This is a genomic window from Serratia sp. 3ACOL1, assembly GCF_003668775.1.
Lineage (GTDB): Bacteria > Pseudomonadota > Gammaproteobacteria > Enterobacterales > Enterobacteriaceae > Chania > Chania fonticola.
This window is the reverse complement of record NZ_CP033055.1, coordinates 3,087,765-3,105,209: the sequence shown is the minus strand read 5'-3', so window position 1 is coordinate 3,105,209 and position 17,445 is coordinate 3,087,765. Positions and strand designations below refer to the sequence as shown.

Below are 17,445 nucleotides of genomic sequence, written 5' to 3'. Positions count from 1 at the left end.
GTGTCCTCAGGGGCAATAGATGGCTTTTAGCGTGCCGATGACCTGCTGCACGGCGCTATTTTTAATCGAGTAATTGATGCGCTGCCGATCGCGGGTGCTTTCAATCAGCCCTTCCTCGCGCATCTTGGCCAGATGCTGTGAGGTCGCTGATGGGCTAAGCCCGGTAGCTAGTGCTAACTCACCGGCACTGGTGCCTGGAGCATCGACCAGCATACAAAGGATCAACAGGCGGCGGGGGTTGCTCATGGCTTTGAGCAACGTCGCGGCGGCATTGGCACTGGCAAGCAGCGAGGCGTTTTCGTCAGTCATTTGTTATTTTAGTATTTGCTAAATTTAGTAAACACTAAAGTAATTGGCGGAAAAATGCACGTGTTTTTTCAAGCGGCAGACAAAGGCCAAACTTGGGCTCATGCACAACGATATATACCGGCTATAGGGAGCGGCGCGTGAGGCCTTCGTAAATCAGCTTAATGGCGAAAGCCCCAATCACCACACCGATCGCTCGGCTGGCTCCCCGTTGCATGCTGGCATAGGTGCGCCGTACCGCAGGCAAGGAGAATGCCTGGCTGAGAAAAACTCGCCAGATAACCGAACTGAGCACTATTCCCAGCCAGGCACTCAGTTTGGCCCAGGTGGGCGTATTGGCGCTGAGGGTTACGGAGAAGATACTGATGAAAAACAGCACCGTCTGCGGATTGGAGAGATCGGTGATCAGGCCCCGGCGGAAGAAGATATACCAAGGCGCACTGAGCGGTTGTTGCAGCGCAGGGGAGTGTGGCGTTACCTGCTTATTCATACTCTTATAGGCAAACCATAGAAGATATAACCCGCCGATGACCTTGATGAACGAGAAGATCCCCTCGCATTGGGTGATCAACGTTGCCATGCCAAACAGGCCCAGCCCGGAATAAAGGGCGTCACCCAGCGCTACGCCAAGCCCGGTAAGCATGCCTGCTCGGCTGCCGGAAGCCAGGCTGGTTTGCACCACGACGAACAGGTTGGCTCCGGGGTTAAAAAACGTTAACACAAACAGGCCGATCGTCAGGGTGATTGCATGTACTGGATCCATTGCGGCTATCCTTTCTGCGCTCAAACGCCAATGATATGGCTAGTCCTGCACCGGAGATGCGAATCTCATCACATCCACGACTGAGTAATGATAGAACCCTATCAGGCCCACTATAGGGCTAGGATCTAAACGGTGAAAAACCTTTAAGCAGCAGTTCTCAAATTGTGCTCGATCTGATAAAAAATAGACTTGTTGCTCGTGAAGGGACTCAACTATGACGTTTGATGAAAAGAAAGAACGGGCATTAGCGTTGATGGCAGAGAAAAAGATGTGGCGTAGCAATTATGCTCCACCACTCCTGCGCCAGTTGTGGAAGTTTGGCGTCCAGATCCCACCGCCACCGTTTATGCCGTTCTGGCTGAATGTGCTTTGCTTCGGCGTCTTTTTTGGATCTGTGTGGGGCCTGTTTATGTGGTTTACCATCTGGAACAGTGAAGGCTACAGCGTAATAATGGCGCTGCAGACAAGCTTGTTGGCTGGTGGACTGTTTGGCTTGATGATGGCGCTATATCACTATTGGCGCAAGAGGGTAAACAAACTGCCGGACTGGGACAGTCTTTGATTGGCGGGTGGGGGCATAAGTCATTCGCCTGAGCCCCCAGCAAACTGTGCTGTCAGCCTTTCGGCAATAAGGCACCAATCAGTGAGGTAAACACGCCCCCAGTGGTAAAGGCATGCGCTATTTTGTATTCCTCCCCCCTGATGTCTTTAAATCTGGCAAGGGCGGCTTGCGGGGAAGTGGATTGCAACTCTTCAAATTGCTTGGCGTAGCCTTTATCTAACAGGTGCTTTTGATTATCTGCGAAATCGGGTACAGAGTTATCCAGTACCACAATCTGCTCGTCCTTCACGAAAAAACTGTAAATCACCATAGTATCTTCCTTATTGATAGGTATGTGCGCCATCTGGCAGGGATACGGCTATGCATAGGTATACCAATAAATTACGGAGTTAGCTTGTTTTATAAGCCGGGTGACCGATAAGTTATACGATGTTAAAAGATTCGAGATCTTTCAATAGGGTGTTTGTTAGAGGCAAGTACAGCGAGTCAGTTCTGTGTTTAAAGCTGATAAAACCATATTTTAAGTAGAAAGCGCGCGCCTGTTGATCCTTCGCATCCACATGCATGGCCCAGATACCGGTGGTAGAGCGCGCGGCATTCAGAATGGCGTCAACTAGCAGTGAGCCGCCTAGTCCTTTTCCCGTATGTTGCCGAGCAACGGCTAAACGGCCTAAAAGGACAGCAGGTACGGAAGGATAACGGGGTAGCTTTTTGGTGAGGGTATCGGGCAACAAACTGATATCGATGGCACTGGATGACAGCGTGTAAAAGCCTGCAACGGTTTGGTCATCCGTGACAGCGACGTAACATTTGGTAAAGCGTTCCCGGCTATCTTGTCCGGCATAGCGTTGCAGATAGGTATCTAGCACAGGAACGCCGCAGCTGAAGTCTGCTTTATGGTGTTTCTTGGTTAAGAGTTCATAGGTAAAAGTATCCATCCATTATTTCCCCAACTCCTTGCGTCTTGCCATTGCTCGAAGCAGTGTTGGTGGAGTGACGGACTCTTCCAACAAAGAGGTTGCAAACTGTTGCTGATCTTCAATAGCTAACCTTAACAGGGCGGTTTCTTCAACGGCGCGTTTAGCCGCTTCTTGTGTGGCGGTAACGATAAAATCAGTCACTGTACGACCCTGTAGTTCTGCCGCATGCTTGATCAAGGCATGGAGTTCGCTAGAAACACGGGCTTCTAGCCTTGCTGTTGCTGCCATAATGACTCCTGATAGTATTTTTCCGGCAAATTGCCGTACGGTAAGTGTAACTGATTTACTTGAAACTGAGTAGCTTAAAAATTGTACTTCTCTGGATCGGTTCAAGCAATTAGGAACATGGCTGGAAGTGTGGTCCCTCAATGCCGACGTATATGCATTAGTTAACCAAATTCTCCGTGTGAAAAATTACTTTTTGTTGGTAACCCTTTAGTGATCTCTAATGCCCGTCAGTTAAGCAAAGCAATGCATCACAATACGTACAGTGACGCCCCTCACCCTAGCCCTCTCCCAAAAGGAGAGGGGACTGAACGTGCTACAAATTGGCTTCTGTACCTGGCTTAGGCTCCGTATAAGCTCCCTTTGAGTAGGGGGATGTTGTGGCCTTAGTAAGCGTTGGCAATGGTAACTCACTGATATTATTTATAATTACTGAATTTCAAACACAAAAAAGCCCGCAACGTGAATTGCGGGCTTTTTCGTCACTGTCGCCGGGTCTATCTGGTATCACTGGGCTGGGGGAGTCTGAATTGGTTATGTAATTCATTGAATTTACTTTGATAACTACTGGTTCAACTTTTCACTGGTGCCTATTTAGGTGCCTAAAAGTTTTTTTACCCCCTTTTTGAAGGGAGATAGAAGAGAGGTAGGGAAGAGGGCTAACATGATTTAAGTGCTCATCAGCCCGGTAGCTCGTCTGGCTCTGAGAATATGGTTATACCCGTTCTGGCAGTACCCCTGGGTAATGTTTGGCGATGATATCGTTCATCTTGTCCATCAACGCCGGTTTCTTAAATGTCAGATGCGCCGATCCTTTCATGAAGTATTTTATCGTAAAATACTCATCTTCATAAACTTCCGCCCTTTGCCGGTGGGCGCTGATATGCTCATACAGCCGAGCGGTGACATCCCTCCGATTATCCGGGATCGCCTTGCCCTCCAGCAGGAACAACATCCTTTCCAGATCCGCTAATTGATCCCGCCGGTAACTGTGGTTAAGCGTAAATCCCCATTGGTTGTAACTCACCAAACTGTTGACGATCACCTTCTTGCCAAATTTGCAGGGATGGTTGCTTTTGTAATCCCAGGAGAGCGACTTGAAGACGTTGATCACCCCTCTTTCAAACACTTCTCCCTTATCACGATGCAACTGCTCAAACGTGCTGTAAATGCTCTCTTCGCTGATGGCTGGGATAGTATCCCCTTCCAGGTTTCTGTACCACTGGTCACGGGCCTGAGCATCCATGATCGCGAGCATGCCGGAGCGCTTCATCAGATCTCGCCATATATCGCGATCAAGATTGCGGGTGATCACTGGCATGGCTGTTTCTGCTTTTTCCATCAGCCAGCAGCCGCAGCGGAAGTCCTGACGCATAGCCCAGTCTCTTGCCACTCCACCGCCAATACTGTTGGTCATGGTCGAGATATCTTCAAGTTGGTGGATAATAGACTCAATTTGCGCCAGAGCGGCATTACGCCCAACAACTATACATTCAATATTGGTTGAACAAATCACTTCGGTATGGCCGGTTAAAACTTCGGGTTCAGCATGAATAAGTGTCGACATAATTTTGTTTTCTTTTATTTAAGATAGGGATAAAAACAAGACGCCACCCAGTGGGTAGCGTTGATGCTTGTGAAGGGATCGTGCGTTACGGGAGTTATTGCGTTGGCTGATTTTTCATGGCTTGAAGGGTTAATGAGCAAGGCGATACAACATTATCGTATTTAGGTTCACTGGCTTTTTGCAGGGAATAACCGTGGTTATTGACCGCCTTGATCAACGCATCCAGCTCGATACCATCAACAGCAACGGCTATCTTCCCCATGTTCAGCCCCAGTACCTGGATACTGTCGACTTCAACATTCAGGTCGATCTTCACGGATGTACCCCCTGTCGTTGGTTTTTACCGTTGGTGATATGAGTGATGGCCTTGTAACCTCGGCGTTTCATCAGACCAGTAGCCTGTCGGGCCCGGAGAATATCGATAGGCGTAATAAACGGTGATTGTTCACGGATACTAAAACCGGTGCGATCAATACGGACCAGTTCATATTTTTCCACGATAAAATTCAGCGCATCCGCCAGGGAAATCCCTGCATTAAGATGCTCTTGGATCACACCCTCGTGACTAAAGGCGGTATCTTCCAGTGTCAGACCATAGTGTTGTTGCAATAGATGGGTCATCAATACCTGCCAGATCGCGATGGGTGATGGGCAAGACTGTGCCGCCCGTTTCGGGGTAACCAATACAGTTTGCATGATTGTTATCCTGATAGAAGGTTGGAAAAAGCGTGAATACTTGGGTGAGGGAAGGCCGTTTTATGCAGTTGTAGCTGATGTTGGATAGATAGATATATACACGTACCCGCAGGAGCCCAACGTATCGGCTTCGAGTGTCAGTCCGCTCGCATGGAGTGTGACGCAGTGTTGTTGTCGGGGATTGAGTTCAGCAGACATCAGCATCGACTCCAACTGCTGAAGCCATAGCGGGAATACCTGGTCGAGATGACGCAACTCGGCATCACTGAACTTCCCCACGATATCGGCACGGTCTGCCAGGTAATGCAGTTGGTGGCCTTGCTGTACCAGGCGAGCACCAAACTGTGGTGTGATGATACGTTTTAGTCCCCAGGCTGGTGGGGTGATATCAGCCCGCTGGGAGGGGGTATCAGGTTTACTATCGGTCATCGTTAAGTTTCCTTGAAATAGACACTGTCCCGCAATAAGGCTGGTGTGTGTCGTGGTTGAGAGAATGAGACAGGCTTTGGTGTGGCGAGTCATTACCAACTGAAGGTGGTAAAACCGGGTAAGACCTCACCCAGCGCATCAATATGTAGGTAGGTCAGTTGATAGCGTTTCATCATGGTAGTGACCAGATGACGACAAGGTTTGGAGAGTCCCAACCGTTTGAGTTGCAATATTGGGTGGGTCCACGCATCCAGACGGATCAGATAGCCGGTACCCGAAAACGAGATCCATTCGCCGTCGCTGAATTCATCCTGACAGTGGGAGATCCGGTACTACACCGTATTGTCGTCCTCGCTGATATGGGCCGAACTGCATTGCAGACCAAAACGCAAAAGCGGTGTAGTGTTGATCATTTTGTCCTCCTCACAGCCAGCCACGTTCGGCAAATGACACGATATCGAGCCCACCCACAACCAGGTGATCCACCACTCTCACATCAACCAATTCAAGGGCCGTCTTTATCCTGTCGGTGATTTGTCGATCAGCCTGACTGGGCTCGGCCAACTGGGACGGATGATTGTGCGCCAGTACGGCACTCGCCGCATTGTGCTTCATGGCAGACTTCACCAACTCACGGGGGTGAACGGTGGTACTGTTGATGGTGCCGGTAAACAACGTCTCCTGAGCTAGCAGACGGTTTTGATTGTCGAGCCACAGCACGACGAATATTTCACGCTCCAGCCCGGTCAGATGCAGGCGCAACCAGTCGCGGGTCACGCTGGTGGAGGTGAACGCCACTCCGGGCTCCCGTAACTGTTTTGCCAGCAGGTTCAGGGCGCGTCGGATGGTACGTTGTTCGCCAGGTGACATTTCAGCCGCAGTTGGGGATAACGTTATCTTCATGGTGAGAGTACCTTGTTGCTCAGTCAATCAGGGAGAAAATGGCGCGGCTGTCGGGGTGATGCAGTGCGTATTCCCGCAGGCGGTAGAAATGTTCGGTCATCGCTTCGCTCTCAGTGCGGCAAGCGTGGTGGCTGAAGGCCATCAGGCAGGCGGTGATCCCTGCGGCCTCAGCACTCATCTCGGCACCGTTACCATTCATACCGTTAAACAGTGACCACCGCTCATCGCCTTCTGGAGCCATAAAGGCCCCGCCGTTACTGAGCGTGTAAAAATCCCAGGAACCCCCGTGATAGTCGGCACACAGGCGATCCAGCCAGCCAAAGACATGAGGCTCCAGAATGAGCCATTGCGGTACGTTTCCAAAGTGCTGTAGCCAGAAACGGAGGCGCTGGCGGTTTGGCACAGCAGTGGCGGTCAGTGTGTTTGTCTGAGAGGAGGCTGTAGGCGGGGTAGAATGTGTATTCATGAAAAATATCCTTCTAAATTAAATAAATAACAAAACAGGCCCCACCGGAAAAACCGAGGGGCCTGTACGTTAGATAAGGGTAAGAAAAGTCAGTGAGCGCTTATGATGACTGCTCACACGAGGTCTGGCTGGCGTAATACTACAAAGTCCTTATTCGGAGATTAAAAACGAAAGGCCATGCTTCCCGAAGGAGGCATGGCCCGTAAGATGATCGATTGGTTGCTGATAAAGAAAGTTAACCAGCGGTATTCCTGCACCCGCTAAGGTCATCCAGCTCTTTTTTCGTATTCTTAATACCGGGAGTAAAGCTCCCTACTTTTTTATCATTAACATAAACATCGAACGTTGCGGCGTGACCAAGAGCATCAATAAACTGGATCCAGGCGTTGTCCCCATTTCGCCACCCCAGCGAAGAGGGTAACGGAAACTGTTGGTCATCGGTCACAACCGTTATTGCAGTTTTATCATCGCGTGAATCTGCACCAGTACCGTCAGGCAGGTCAATGAGCACGTGATGTTGCAAGATATTTTGCTCATCTGGGTTCATAGTGCAGTTAAGGTTAAAAACGACATTTTCCGAATTGGTGATCAGGTATTCTGTTACACCCTGACCAAAACCACTGGTCCACATATTCGGTATAGCCTGAGCGGTTGTTGCTGACACCAGAGTTGACACCATCAGCACTGCGTGAGGTAGACGCATAATTCTGTCCTTAAATCAGTAAATTGAATTTTTTGCAATCTGCATTATTTGTAATAAGCCCATGTATCCCCTGATATATTCTTGTCAGACGTTAATCAACATCAGGTCAGAATGATCAGTACCAACATCACCAACCAGGCCCAGAAATACGTGGGTTTCTGCCCAAGCGTTTTAGCCCGCCGCCACAGATAAAATGGGACCAGCTAGGCCAGCTTGCCAAAAGCCGCAGTATCCACCCCGGCTTTGCGAAAACATGATTTTCCTTATCTGTGAAACCCCCTGAGTCGCCCAGAGAAATTATTCAGTGGGATAGCTATCAGAAGCCCGGACCGAAGACGTTACTGGTATATTCACTCTTCTTTCGGGAAGTGGTTCAACAATTACCGGTGCGACGACACAATTCAGCGAGGCTTTGCTGTGCCACCCACTCCTGGAGCTTTCGGTCCTTTTCTGAGCGTTTAGCGGCCAGGGAGGCCTGTTGCTGTTTATTCACACAGTTATCTGGCATGACCATGACGACTTTCGGTGCTATCTGCTGTCTGACGTTTGCAATTTTAGCCTTAAGAACATCATCAGTATCGTGAACCGCTGGCCATGTGGGGTAAATAAGGTCATCAATAGCCTTATCCCGAACAGAGGACTGGCTATCAATAATGGCAAAATAGCACCCTTCACCTTTATCTTCTCCCTGATAAACCGTTTCAATATCGTTGTAGGTTTCACCGACAGGATTCAGTTTTAGTTGGCGAATGGTGTGAGCTTTCTTGTCAGCCAGGAAAATTGCACCGCCGCCACGGACACGTAGCAGAAACTGTTTCGTCCACGGGTAGTTATCAATCACGCTGGCTTGATAGAGCATGTTGTGCAGCTTATTGTCATCCATGCCATCGGCGGATTTCCAACCGTCAGCCTGCATGTATTGCCAGGCTTTGACTGTGCCGACGGTGTTTCCAGCGTCAGCCGGAAAAACAGCACCAAGGCAAAAACTGGCGGCCAGCACTGTAGTGGTAAGCAATTTCATTGTGATTATTCCTTCTGAGGTATAAGCCCGTTGTCAGTTGTGACAAGCAATGAATGGAAAAAGCGAAAGTGGGGTAAAGCCTGAAGAAAATCCGGGTGAGATAGGATGTCGCGCATCGCTATATCTGGAGCGAAGCTGCCGTTATGGAGCGTGACCGCCCGAATATCGGTCAGGGGAAAAACGGCAATCCGGGCCTGATGCTCACCCGTCAGATACCATTCTCCCTCACGCAGAACCAAGCGATAGGGAGCAAGGTCTGTGCAGCGACAACCGCTTCCTAGTAGCGTCACCTTCCGGTGTTCCGATACTGCGCTCACCAGTCGTGTGAACACGCCCAAGTCTGGGGATGACGCTTGGGCCACTCCCTGCCAGATAAGGCAGGGAGACTCACCAGGACCGCTCAACAGTGAAGCGACCAGATGGTTATCCATACCAGGAAACAGTGCTTCAACGCCCGACTGGCGGGCAAATGTCATCACAGCCAGCTCTCTCTGGCGGCCGCCGGACAGCAAGCGACACTGGCCCTTGCGATACTCTAGATCCAGATACATCAGCCGTTCCCGAAAGTCCCGGCGCAGGGTACGAACCGACACGCCAAATTCAGTTGCCAACGTTCGCAAATCTAGCGTTTCGCCCGCCACCAGACGGCTGATAATTAACGACAGCCTGACGGCAAGCCGGTCATGACGGCGTTCAGCCTGAGTCATGAGACAGGTTCTCCAGTGAGATAATTAGCTGAAAATAAAACAGTTATTTTAACGAGAGGCAGGGACAGGGAATGGACACAAGAAGACGTATTTTTTACTGTTGCCGAAATCAACTGTGACGGGGCTTAGAGAGAAAACATACCAAATTCGGTAGCTTATAAAACGTCATAACGGACAGGGTATGTCCCGAAGATAACGGCAGGTGCCCCAGCTCAGAAGAAAATCCAGTCCCAAACGGCACGGGCAACGGATACCACGGCCTCGCGGACGGTACGAATGATCGCTTTTAGTGGCGCGGGAATAAATGATGCCGCTTCAGCAGAATCAAACACCTCTCCCACCGCATAGCCAAAGCCCTCACGCGCCTGCTTTTTTACCGGTGCACTGCATAACCTCCCGTGCAATTGCGTCGCCAGAGGGCTGGTGGCACGGTCAGGCAGGCAACGCATCATGGTTTCGACCATTGACGGTAGATTCCATTCTGTCCTAGCCGAGACGACAGATACCGGATGATGCGGTGAAAATAGCTGGCGAATGGACTCTAACCTTGCCTCAATATTCACCAACTGATGCGGTGATGGCCCATTGCCGGTGACATACCATTCATGACTGGGTTCTATTTTGTCGGCTTGGTTAACGACAAACAGTACCCGCTGCTGGTAACCCGTCATCACTCGCCGGTAGAAGCGTTCATCGACTGAGAAAGCACGATCATCAGCTTTGATGACCCACAGGATTAAATCCAGCTCAGGGAGGATACGGCGATACAGAGATTCATATTCGCTGTCCCGTTGTTCACTTTCGCCAACCCCAGGCAAATCAACCAGCATGATTCTGTGATTGCTGCAATGCAGTCGGAAACGCAACGCATCACGAGTGCAGGCCTCAACATCACTGACCGGCGTAACCTCCCCCTGGAAAAGGGAATTGCAGAGACTACTTTTACCAGCACCAGTTTTACCCATAATACCTATCACCGGCTCGTATTGGGTCAGACTGCGGAGACGTTCGAGAATGTGGTTGCGGAGGGTGTGAGGCAGAGAGGCAAGTGGCTTCTCAATGGCCTTGAGGCCTTCAGATTTTTGCATATGGAGATCTCAGTGTGAAAAACAAAAATCCCCGCTATCCTGTCAGGATGCGGGGGATTCACCGAGATAATATCTATCTGAAATTATTTTGATCAACATGATTATTTCGTGTAGTACGGACTTCCTCTATGTGCCAGATATAGTCATTCGCACCCTGATAATTATACTTTGAAGTGATTCAGGGTATGCGCTTACTAGTTACGAATATTGTGCCAGAGTCATGTGATGTGATGATTGCCGCAACTCCGCAAAAATACACATGAAGAGGCCGGCTATTCGCCATTATTACGTGCTAGAGTGATGTTGCAGGAGGATGTTTGGTGATAGCCTAGAAACCCTAAGTGTTCGTCGATATCGGGCAGCATCCTTACGGTGCCTCACAGTATGTTTATTGGCCATCAGCAACGGATGCTAGGAATAAGTAGGTAGAAATTCATACGGAAGGAGGCAAGGTATGCCGAGAAAAACGTTCTTTTCATTCCACTATCAAGAAGATGTATGGCGTGCGTGGAATGTCAGAAACAGCTGGGTTGTGGGCAAAGATAAAGAATCAGTGGGATTCTATGATGCTAGCGTTTTCGAAGCATCACAGAAAGAAGGTGACAACATCCTGAAGAATTTTCTGCGCGAGGGGCTAAAAAATACATCGGTTACGTGTATTTTGGCTGGTCAATACACTGCTAGCAGGCGTTGGGTCCGATATGAAATTGTACGCAGCGTTTTAAAGGGAAATGGCCTGCTGACAGTTGACATTCATGGCGTAAAAAACAATGCGCAGGTTTTGGGGAAAAAAGGAATCGATCCACTTTCCGAAGTCGGAGTTTACTGTTCGAACGGACAAATTTATTTTGCTGAAATTAAAAACGGTAAATGGGTAAGGTATGAGGACTACACCTCAGCTATTCCTGCATCCGATCTGTTGTTTGCAGCCCCCACAACCTCGGCTGTAACGAGAATTTCAGATCATTCCCTAAGATATGATTACGCCGCTCAAAACGGCAGAGAAAACATATCTGGGTGGATTGAAACAGCCGCCGCACTTGCTGGCCGCTAGTCAACACGAGCTCTTACGTCTGAACGTTTTCATTTTGCCGGTGAGCTATCTGCGAACGGACTGATATGCGACGCCGTATTCTGACCAAGCTGTTCGGCTTAGAGTAGACAATCATGCCTCTAGATAAATATGGGTGCTTAGAATGGCAGTTAAACAACGCCTGGCGGGCGTGCGAATCCATCTATCCGGATCTAACAAAGAGCATAACGAAGATATTGCCCATTTTGTAGGCAAGCTGGCGGCAAAAATCTTCAGCGAAGGGGGATCGATAGTACATGGTAGTCACCCTTCGTTTAATGTTCCTCTAAAAAAGGCAGCCGAAGATTTTATTGCCGCAGGTGGAGACAAAGGCGCCCTCACTCTTGTAAGAGCAAAAAGCTTCGCTACAGATCAGTACGCTGCTGAAATCGATGATCAACGAGTGTATGCGGCCGTCGAGATAGTCCCAGTAGACTCCGAAGATGGAAAGTCGGAAAGCGGTTTGACACCCATGCGCGACTGGATGGCCGATCGCTCAGATGCGATTGTCTGTGTCGGTGGTGCCTGGTGGAATGTCAATAAAGCGAATGCGGGTGTGCCTAATGAACTTGATACCATGCTGGAGCTTGGAAAGCCCGGGTTCGTCGCAGCCGGGTTTGGCGGCGCTATTGCTGGCTATCTCAAGGAAGATCCGTCACTAACCAGCCGTCTAAGAAACGGACTGAACCAAGAGGCGAACGAGGTCATTGCGCATGGCACTAATGTTGATTCGGTTGTCGATATGATTGTCGAGCAACTCAAAAATTTGCCACTCGCACGAAGGAATGTAATGCGAGGCCGAAATTTCCGCATTTTGGCTTTAGACGGTGGTGGACTGAGGGGCACATTTACTGCAGCAGTGCTGGCCAAATGGGACGATATGCTCAAAGCCGGCGGCGGTAATGGCATCATCTCCCATTTCGATCTAGTTGCAGGTACATCGACTGGCGCTATCCTTGCCATCGGTCTAGCCCTTGGCCTGAACCCAAGTGAAATTCTGGCTTTTTACGAAGAAAAGGGCCCCAAAATTTTTCCTAAGGATCGAAAGCTGAGACATTGGCTCAAATCCAAACATGATTCAACCACCTTACGACAGCTACTTACAGAGGTGTACGGCGAAAAGACACTGGCTGCCGATTCATGCTGTCGCCTGGTCATACCTACTGTAAGAGCGAAACAGGGACAAGCAGAGGCGATAGTAACGCCTCACAGTCTAGATCGTACTGCGTATCGCGATATCTCTGCCGTCGATGCGGCCCTGGCTTCGTCAGCAGCACCAACATTCTTCGACGAGTCGACATGGGAGGGGCCAATCGCCCTCGAAACGTTCCTTGATGGGGGTGTTTGGGCAAACAATCCTATTTTGCCTGCGCTTGCGGAAGCTGTCAGATACCTAAAAATTCCACTGGATCGTATCGATGTGCTGAGCATTGGAACACTCAGCAGCGAAAGCGATTTTACTGACCAACTGGGGAAGGGCAAAGCCGGATGGGCACCTCATAGCGCTGACCTGTTTTTTGCTGCACAGGAGCACGGCGCACTCGCACTTGCTGCAAGTTTCCTAGGACCCACTCGCCATTTGCGCATCAACCAACAAACTCCTGTCGAAATCAAGCTTGATGACAGAGAGGCAATTCAGGAAATGGCTGCGCGCGGGAATGAAGCGGGAAAAGAACACTTTGCAGAAGTGCGCTCGAGGTTTTTTGATGGTCGTCATGCCGATGAATGGGAGCGTTTTTAACCAGCACTTTGCTAGAAATCAGTTCACATTATCCCAAGCTACTTTAAATAAATGAGGGTTGTATGTTCCTGGACTTGAAAATTGAGAATGTCTTTGCGTCCGTTTCAGAATGGAGTGATTCTGACGTCGCGTCCTACAAAGCGAAAAAAGACAACATTGCCATCAGGCTTGAAGAGTACCTGTTTAATGGTAACAACCTGCTGGATGCAGAGAAAATCCAGCAAAGCGTATTCCCAGAGACTGAGATTGACATATTCATCTCCCACTCACATAACGATGAAGATCAGGCCATCCGTATTGCTTTAAGCCTAGAAGAAATTGGCCTGAAGCCTTTCGTCGATTCATGCGCATGGGGCTACGCTGATGAGTTGCTTAAGAAAATTGATAACAAATTCTGTATCCCCCCGGGTTGGGAAAATTATAGCTACGCATTGAGGAACAGAACGACTACTAATGTTCACCTAATCCTAAACGCAGCGCTCCAGCAGATGATCCATCGCTCTGAGCTTTTCGTTTTCTTAGGCACGGAAAGTTCGATCAAGATTGATGAATACATGTCGGATACGGAGCGACTTTCCTCTCCCTGGATTTTCTCCGAACTTATGTTTGCACAAAATGTAAAACGGACAGAGCGCAAGCAACTCGAACTTGGAGGATTGGAGAGTTATGGGAAATTGAATGAGGCGGTGTTTGATAGTAAACCTCTTGAGTTTAGATACTTACTCCCGCAGTCCACTTACTCGATGGATTATAAGCAGTTTATTGAATGGCTAAGTTCCTACTCCCAGCCGGAGGCTCCCGATAGTATTAGGCGGATCCGCGGATTCGAACATATTGATAAGCTTTATGCGGAACTGGGGGTTGATGCGAAGCTACTAGAGGCACCTCGATTCAGCTGAGAAACCACACCTTTTGACGATAACTGTAATTGCATATAAGGGCGTCCATGCTTCCTATCTATCAGCTTGCTGTTATAGGCTCCCCTTCAGACGCGCAACTTCGCGATTTGGAGGATGCGGTTGACACTGCAGTGGCGATGTACGGGCTACGACTCGGTCAGGAGATCAGTTGGGAGGTAGCTCCCGAGATGTTTACACCAAACCAGTTGCGATCGAGTGCGGTTGTATTTTTTGGAGGAGAGGGCGTAAATCACCCAAGCTTACCGAGTTTGCTCCGCAGCGGTACTCCTGTAATTCCAGTTGTATCCGATCTACGACATATATCTGCGGAAATCCCTGAGCTGCTGCGGCCGCTAAACTGTCTGGCCTACGCAAATGGCGGTGCTAAGCGTGTCTCGATAGCTCTTCTTGAATGCGCTGGATTGCTTCCGAAACAACGAAGGGTCTTCGTAAGCTACCGTCGGGATGAGGCCAGAGTTGCCGCGCTCCAGATGTTCGATGCTCTATCAGCACGCCATTTCGACGTATTCCTTGATACTCATAGTATTGCGCCAGCAGAGGATTTTCAGACCATGTTGTGGCATAGACTCTGCGATTCTGACGTGCTGTTGATGTTAGATACTCCTGACTATTTTAATAGTCGTTGGACATCAGCTGAGTTTGGGCGGGCTCTCGCGAAAGGTATCAGTGTCCTTCGAGTCGCTTGGCCTGAAACGAAGCAGGCTCGTGGATTGGGTACTGCAAGCCTCGCTGAGTTAGCTGAAGGTGAGTTGGACGGCGGAACAGGACGTATCGAGAATTCCGCTATCGACCGCATTTGTCTTCAGCTTGAGACGGTGCGCAGCAAAAGTCATGCTGTAAGGACTATCAACCTAGTCAGCAACTTGCGCATTGGGATTGAGGCCATAGGTGGTGAAGTCATTGGTATGGGAGTGGGGAGGGAAATCAAAGTTCGTCTGCCCACAGGCCGAATAATAGTGGTCTACCCGACGGTCGGGGTACCGACGTCATCAACCATGCATGAAGCCTCAATGAACTATCCAGATGAATCAGTTGCTATACTGTATGACCATGTGGGGCTAAATCCTCAGTGGCTGAATCATATGGATTGGCTCGGCTCGCACATCCAGGCAACGAAGTGGGTGAAAGCATGCGAGGCCGGCTGGCAGTTTGCAGATTGGGAGGTTTAAAAAGTGGATTCTATTTTTCTCTCAGCAAGCGTCCCGGTCAATGGACGCGGTGATTATTACGAAACTGCTGATCCGTTCCTGATTCAGTGTGCTGTACGTGAGTTTGCCATCGCGGTCGTAAGAAAAATGAAAATCGTATGGGGGGGCACCCTGCAATAACACCCATGATCTGGAGTATTTGCGAAGATCTGGGCGTCGATTACACTCGCTCCGTTGTATTGTACCAGAGCCGATTTTTCGAAGGCCAGTACCCTGAAGAAAATGAGCGATTCGACAATGTCGTTTACACCGACGCAGTGCCTGATGATCTAGACGGCAGCCTACATCTTATGCGGCAGGAAATGTTGTCTCGATGCGACTTAGTTGGTGCAGTCTTTGTAGGGGGTATGGAGGGAGTTCAGGTTGAGTATGAGCTCTTTAAGCAATTTCATCCTGACGCAATAATTCTGCCGGTCGCCGCCCCAGGAGGCGCTGCACTGAGCCTTGCAAGGGATCATGGCTACTTCGATGGAGGCAGTCTGGAAGACGTGGATTTCGCATCTTTATTCGATCGTTATCTATCCAAACCGCTCTGCTCTCAATCCAATTGACAAGCAATAAGGCGGCATTGGGGTTGATCGGCTACGTTATCGATATTGATCTAGGAAAAATAAAAAAGGCATTTTTCACAAAGTCAGAGGCTCAGTCCGCAGAAAAAAGAGCAGTGGGTGGTCGATGAAATGCTCAGGAAATACTAAGAAACTCCTATCCTGGGCCTCAGCAGACCAATAAATTCGATATATTTCTATCCCACTCAATCAGCGACGCCGAGCTCGTTATGGGAGTAAAAACTCTTTTGGAGGAGCAAAGCCATAACCGATATCTCCATAAACCTAGAAGGAACTATCAATGGCTCGAAATGTGTTCTTCAGTTTCCACTTTGCTAACGACTTTTAGCGCACCCAGCAGGTGCGCAATATGTAGTGGTGAACTAATACTGGCCACCGCCAATGAGTGGGAGGAATTCAAAAGAAAGGGTGATACGGCGATTGAGAGATGGATCGACGATAGTCTTGTAGGCAAATCATGTGTAGTTGTCCTCGTGGGCTCAGAGACCGCTACCTGTCCATGGGTACTGGAGGAGATCGTTAGGGGTGGAACGCAGGAAAAGGCGTTGTCGCTCTTCGGATCAACCGTCTTCTTGATAGCTACCAGAAAACCTCTGTCGCTGGTTCTATCCCCTTCGATGCAGTCACACTGAAAAATGGCTATCTAGATATGCGAAGCTGATGACTCCAGCGGGGAATGATAGCAAAGAGGTTTATGCCTCCATCCAGGCCAACATCGAAAGCTAGATCGAGGACGCCATCACTACTTGTAAAAATTACAAACCTTAGAACCTCACTACTCACTGCTTTAGCTACGGCAGAAGGTCGGACATCGCAGGAGAGTCCGGTCTTCCAGATCATTATAGGGTGCACGTCTTGGTTGATATTATCATTTGAGGAAAGAAGTATGGCTCGTAATGTCACAACCGCGGAGCTAAGAAACATCTCCGCTAACAGCTCTCAAGCTACTCGCGATCACGTATTCAAATCTTTGGCAGCCACGGCTTCGATGAGTACGTTTCTATCGCACTCAAGTAAAGACAAGGGAGTTTTACCCGGCGCGATTCAGGTACTTCAGAATCATGGAGCCTCTGTGTACATCGATGAAATTGACCCCGAAATGCCACCTTACACATCCGAGGAAACCGCAGCTTTACTTAAACAACGCATTGCTCAGACAAAAAGATTCGTGCTCCTTACTACTAAAAATAGCAAGGAGAGCCGTTGGGTGCCTTGGGAATTAGGCATTGCTGATGGCGCGAAGGGGCTTTCAAAAATTGCAATATTTCCAGCCTCGGATACTGCAAACGATGATAGCTGGGTTAGCTGGGAGTACCTAGGGCTTTATCAAAGAGTCGTCTGGGGTTTATTGAAAGGACAACCACAGGAACTTTGGATGGTGCTTGATACAAAAGCAAACACAGCTGTTCCGTTGAGGGACTGGCTATCGGGGTACTGACCGCACCTCAGTGACATGGTGTGCCCATTGGATGCGTGCTTATTTGCTAATGCCTGTGGTGATAAGATGGCAGCAACTCAA

At 49.3% G+C, this 17,445-nt stretch carries 23 protein-coding genes and 2 pseudogenes; 8 read left to right on the top strand and 17 right to left on the bottom strand.

Features of this window, described 5'->3' with window-relative positions; all coding sequences use genetic code 11:
• Positions 1–6: 6 nt before the first annotated feature.
• Together D9980_RS14000 and D9980_RS13995 are read right to left on the bottom strand one after the other, a co-directional pair.
• The gene (locus D9980_RS14000; RefSeq protein ID WP_024485301.1) at positions 7–309 is read right to left on the bottom strand and encodes a helix-turn-helix transcriptional regulator; all 303 of its coding nucleotides are present in this window, start codon (positions 307–309) and stop codon (positions 7–9) included.
• A gap of 121 nt (positions 310–430) precedes the next feature.
• Positions 431–1,069: a LysE family transporter gene (locus tag D9980_RS13995; RefSeq protein WP_121607618.1), complete on the bottom strand. Its 639-nt coding sequence runs from the start codon at positions 1,067–1,069 to the stop codon at positions 431–433.
• A gap of 214 nt (positions 1,070–1,283) precedes the next feature.
• Between D9980_RS13995 and D9980_RS13990 the strand changes: the two genes are divergently transcribed.
• Positions 1,284–1,631, top strand: a complete 348-nt coding sequence (locus tag D9980_RS13990; RefSeq protein ID WP_121607617.1) for a DUF6404 family protein — start codon at positions 1,284–1,286, stop codon at positions 1,629–1,631.
• A 52-nt stretch (positions 1,632–1,683) separates the two neighbouring features.
• Here D9980_RS13990 and D9980_RS13985 read toward each other — a convergent pair whose 3' ends face one another.
• The 15 genes and pseudogenes from D9980_RS13985 to D9980_RS13915 form a co-directional block, all read right to left on the bottom strand.
• On the bottom strand, positions 1,684–1,941 hold the full coding sequence (locus D9980_RS13985) for a hypothetical protein (protein WP_121607616.1): 258 nt from the start codon (positions 1,939–1,941) through the stop codon (positions 1,684–1,686).
• 112 nt (positions 1,942–2,053) lie between these two features.
• On the bottom strand, positions 2,054–2,569 hold the full coding sequence (locus D9980_RS13980; protein ID WP_121607615.1) for a GNAT family N-acetyltransferase: 516 nt from the start codon (positions 2,567–2,569) through the stop codon (positions 2,054–2,056).
• 3 nt (positions 2,570–2,572) lie between these two features.
• Positions 2,573–2,839 (bottom strand): DUF1778 domain-containing protein, encoded by a 267-nt coding sequence (locus D9980_RS13975; protein WP_121607614.1) that lies wholly within the window; start codon positions 2,837–2,839, stop codon positions 2,573–2,575.
• Positions 2,840–3,551: 712 nt separating this feature from the next.
• A complete protein-coding gene (locus tag D9980_RS13970) occupies positions 3,552–4,403 on the bottom strand; it encodes a DUF4942 domain-containing protein (RefSeq protein WP_121607613.1) in 852 nt (283 codons plus the stop codon).
• A gap of 94 nt (positions 4,404–4,497) precedes the next feature.
• On the bottom strand, positions 4,498–4,719 hold the full coding sequence (locus D9980_RS13965; protein WP_121607612.1) for a DUF5983 family protein: 222 nt from the start codon (positions 4,717–4,719) through the stop codon (positions 4,498–4,500).
• A complete protein-coding gene (locus D9980_RS13960) occupies positions 4,716–5,099 on the bottom strand; it encodes a TA system toxin CbtA family protein (RefSeq protein ID WP_121607611.1) in 384 nt (127 codons plus the stop codon). The genes D9980_RS13965 and D9980_RS13960 overlap by 4 nt, the downstream gene beginning before the upstream one ends.
• Before the next feature lie 60 nt (positions 5,100–5,159).
• Positions 5,160–5,528, bottom strand: a complete 369-nt coding sequence (locus D9980_RS13955) for a type IV toxin-antitoxin system YeeU family antitoxin (RefSeq protein ID WP_121607610.1) — start codon at positions 5,526–5,528, stop codon at positions 5,160–5,162.
• A gap of 92 nt (positions 5,529–5,620) precedes the next feature.
• A complete protein-coding gene (locus D9980_RS27015; protein WP_238393727.1) occupies positions 5,621–5,815 on the bottom strand; it encodes a DUF5983 family protein in 195 nt (64 codons plus the stop codon).
• Positions 5,816–5,951: 136 nt separating this feature from the next.
• The gene (gene radC / locus D9980_RS13945) at positions 5,952–6,431 is read right to left on the bottom strand and encodes a DNA repair protein RadC (protein ID WP_115115199.1); all 480 of its coding nucleotides are present in this window, start codon (positions 6,429–6,431) and stop codon (positions 5,952–5,954) included.
• Positions 6,432–6,450: 19 nt separating this feature from the next.
• Entirely contained in the window at positions 6,451–6,897 is a 447-nt protein-coding gene (locus D9980_RS13940; RefSeq protein WP_121607609.1) for an antirestriction protein, read from the bottom strand.
• Positions 6,898–7,132: 235 nt separating this feature from the next.
• Positions 7,133–7,600, bottom strand: coding sequence for a hypothetical protein (locus tag D9980_RS13935; RefSeq protein WP_172668986.1), 468 nt, complete (start codon positions 7,598–7,600; stop codon positions 7,133–7,135).
• Positions 7,601–7,701: 101 nt separating this feature from the next.
• A pseudogene (locus D9980_RS27010) lies at positions 7,702–7,848 on the bottom strand (DUF4339 domain-containing protein); the annotation flags it as partial.
• Between the two features lie 125 nt (positions 7,849–7,973).
• Positions 7,974–8,621, bottom strand: coding sequence for a hypothetical protein (locus D9980_RS13925; protein WP_121607608.1), 648 nt, complete (start codon positions 8,619–8,621; stop codon positions 7,974–7,976).
• A 5-nt stretch (positions 8,622–8,626) separates the two neighbouring features.
• Positions 8,627–9,328, bottom strand: a complete 702-nt coding sequence (locus D9980_RS13920; protein ID WP_121607607.1) for a YafY family protein — start codon at positions 9,326–9,328, stop codon at positions 8,627–8,629.
• A gap of 212 nt (positions 9,329–9,540) precedes the next feature.
• Positions 9,541–10,416 carry a GTPase family protein gene (locus D9980_RS13915; protein ID WP_121607606.1) on the bottom strand — a complete coding sequence of 292 codons (876 nt, stop codon included), beginning with the start codon at positions 10,414–10,416 and terminating at the stop codon, positions 9,541–9,543.
• Between the two features lie 454 nt (positions 10,417–10,870).
• Between D9980_RS13915 and D9980_RS13910 the strand changes: the two genes are divergently transcribed.
• The 7 genes and pseudogenes from D9980_RS13910 to D9980_RS13880 all read left to right on the top strand — a co-directional run bounded on the left by D9980_RS13910 (position 10,871) and on the right by D9980_RS13880 (position 17,364).
• Positions 10,871–11,470 carry a TIR domain-containing protein gene (locus tag D9980_RS13910; protein ID WP_121607605.1) on the top strand — a complete coding sequence of 200 codons (600 nt, stop codon included), beginning with the start codon at positions 10,871–10,873 and terminating at the stop codon, positions 11,468–11,470.
• Between the two features lie 142 nt (positions 11,471–11,612).
• A complete protein-coding gene (locus tag D9980_RS13905; protein WP_121607604.1) occupies positions 11,613–13,229 on the top strand; it encodes a CBASS cGAMP-activated phospholipase in 1,617 nt (538 codons plus the stop codon).
• Between the two features lie 62 nt (positions 13,230–13,291).
• On the top strand, positions 13,292–14,128 hold the full coding sequence (locus tag D9980_RS13900; protein ID WP_121607603.1) for a toll/interleukin-1 receptor domain-containing protein: 837 nt from the start codon (positions 13,292–13,294) through the stop codon (positions 14,126–14,128).
• Positions 14,129–14,175: 47 nt separating this feature from the next.
• The gene (locus D9980_RS13895; protein ID WP_121607602.1) at positions 14,176–15,318 is read left to right on the top strand and encodes a toll/interleukin-1 receptor domain-containing protein; all 1,143 of its coding nucleotides are present in this window, start codon (positions 14,176–14,178) and stop codon (positions 15,316–15,318) included.
• A gap of 3 nt (positions 15,319–15,321) precedes the next feature.
• Positions 15,322–15,908 (top strand): annotated as a pseudogene (locus D9980_RS13890) (hypothetical protein).
• Between the two features lie 227 nt (positions 15,909–16,135).
• A complete protein-coding gene (locus D9980_RS27295; protein ID WP_202913957.1) occupies positions 16,136–16,558 on the top strand; it encodes a TIR domain-containing protein in 423 nt (140 codons plus the stop codon).
• Between the two features lie 254 nt (positions 16,559–16,812).
• The gene (locus D9980_RS13880) at positions 16,813–17,364 is read left to right on the top strand and encodes a toll/interleukin-1 receptor domain-containing protein (protein ID WP_121607601.1); all 552 of its coding nucleotides are present in this window, start codon (positions 16,813–16,815) and stop codon (positions 17,362–17,364) included.
• The last annotated feature ends 81 nt before the right edge of the window (positions 17,365–17,445 follow it).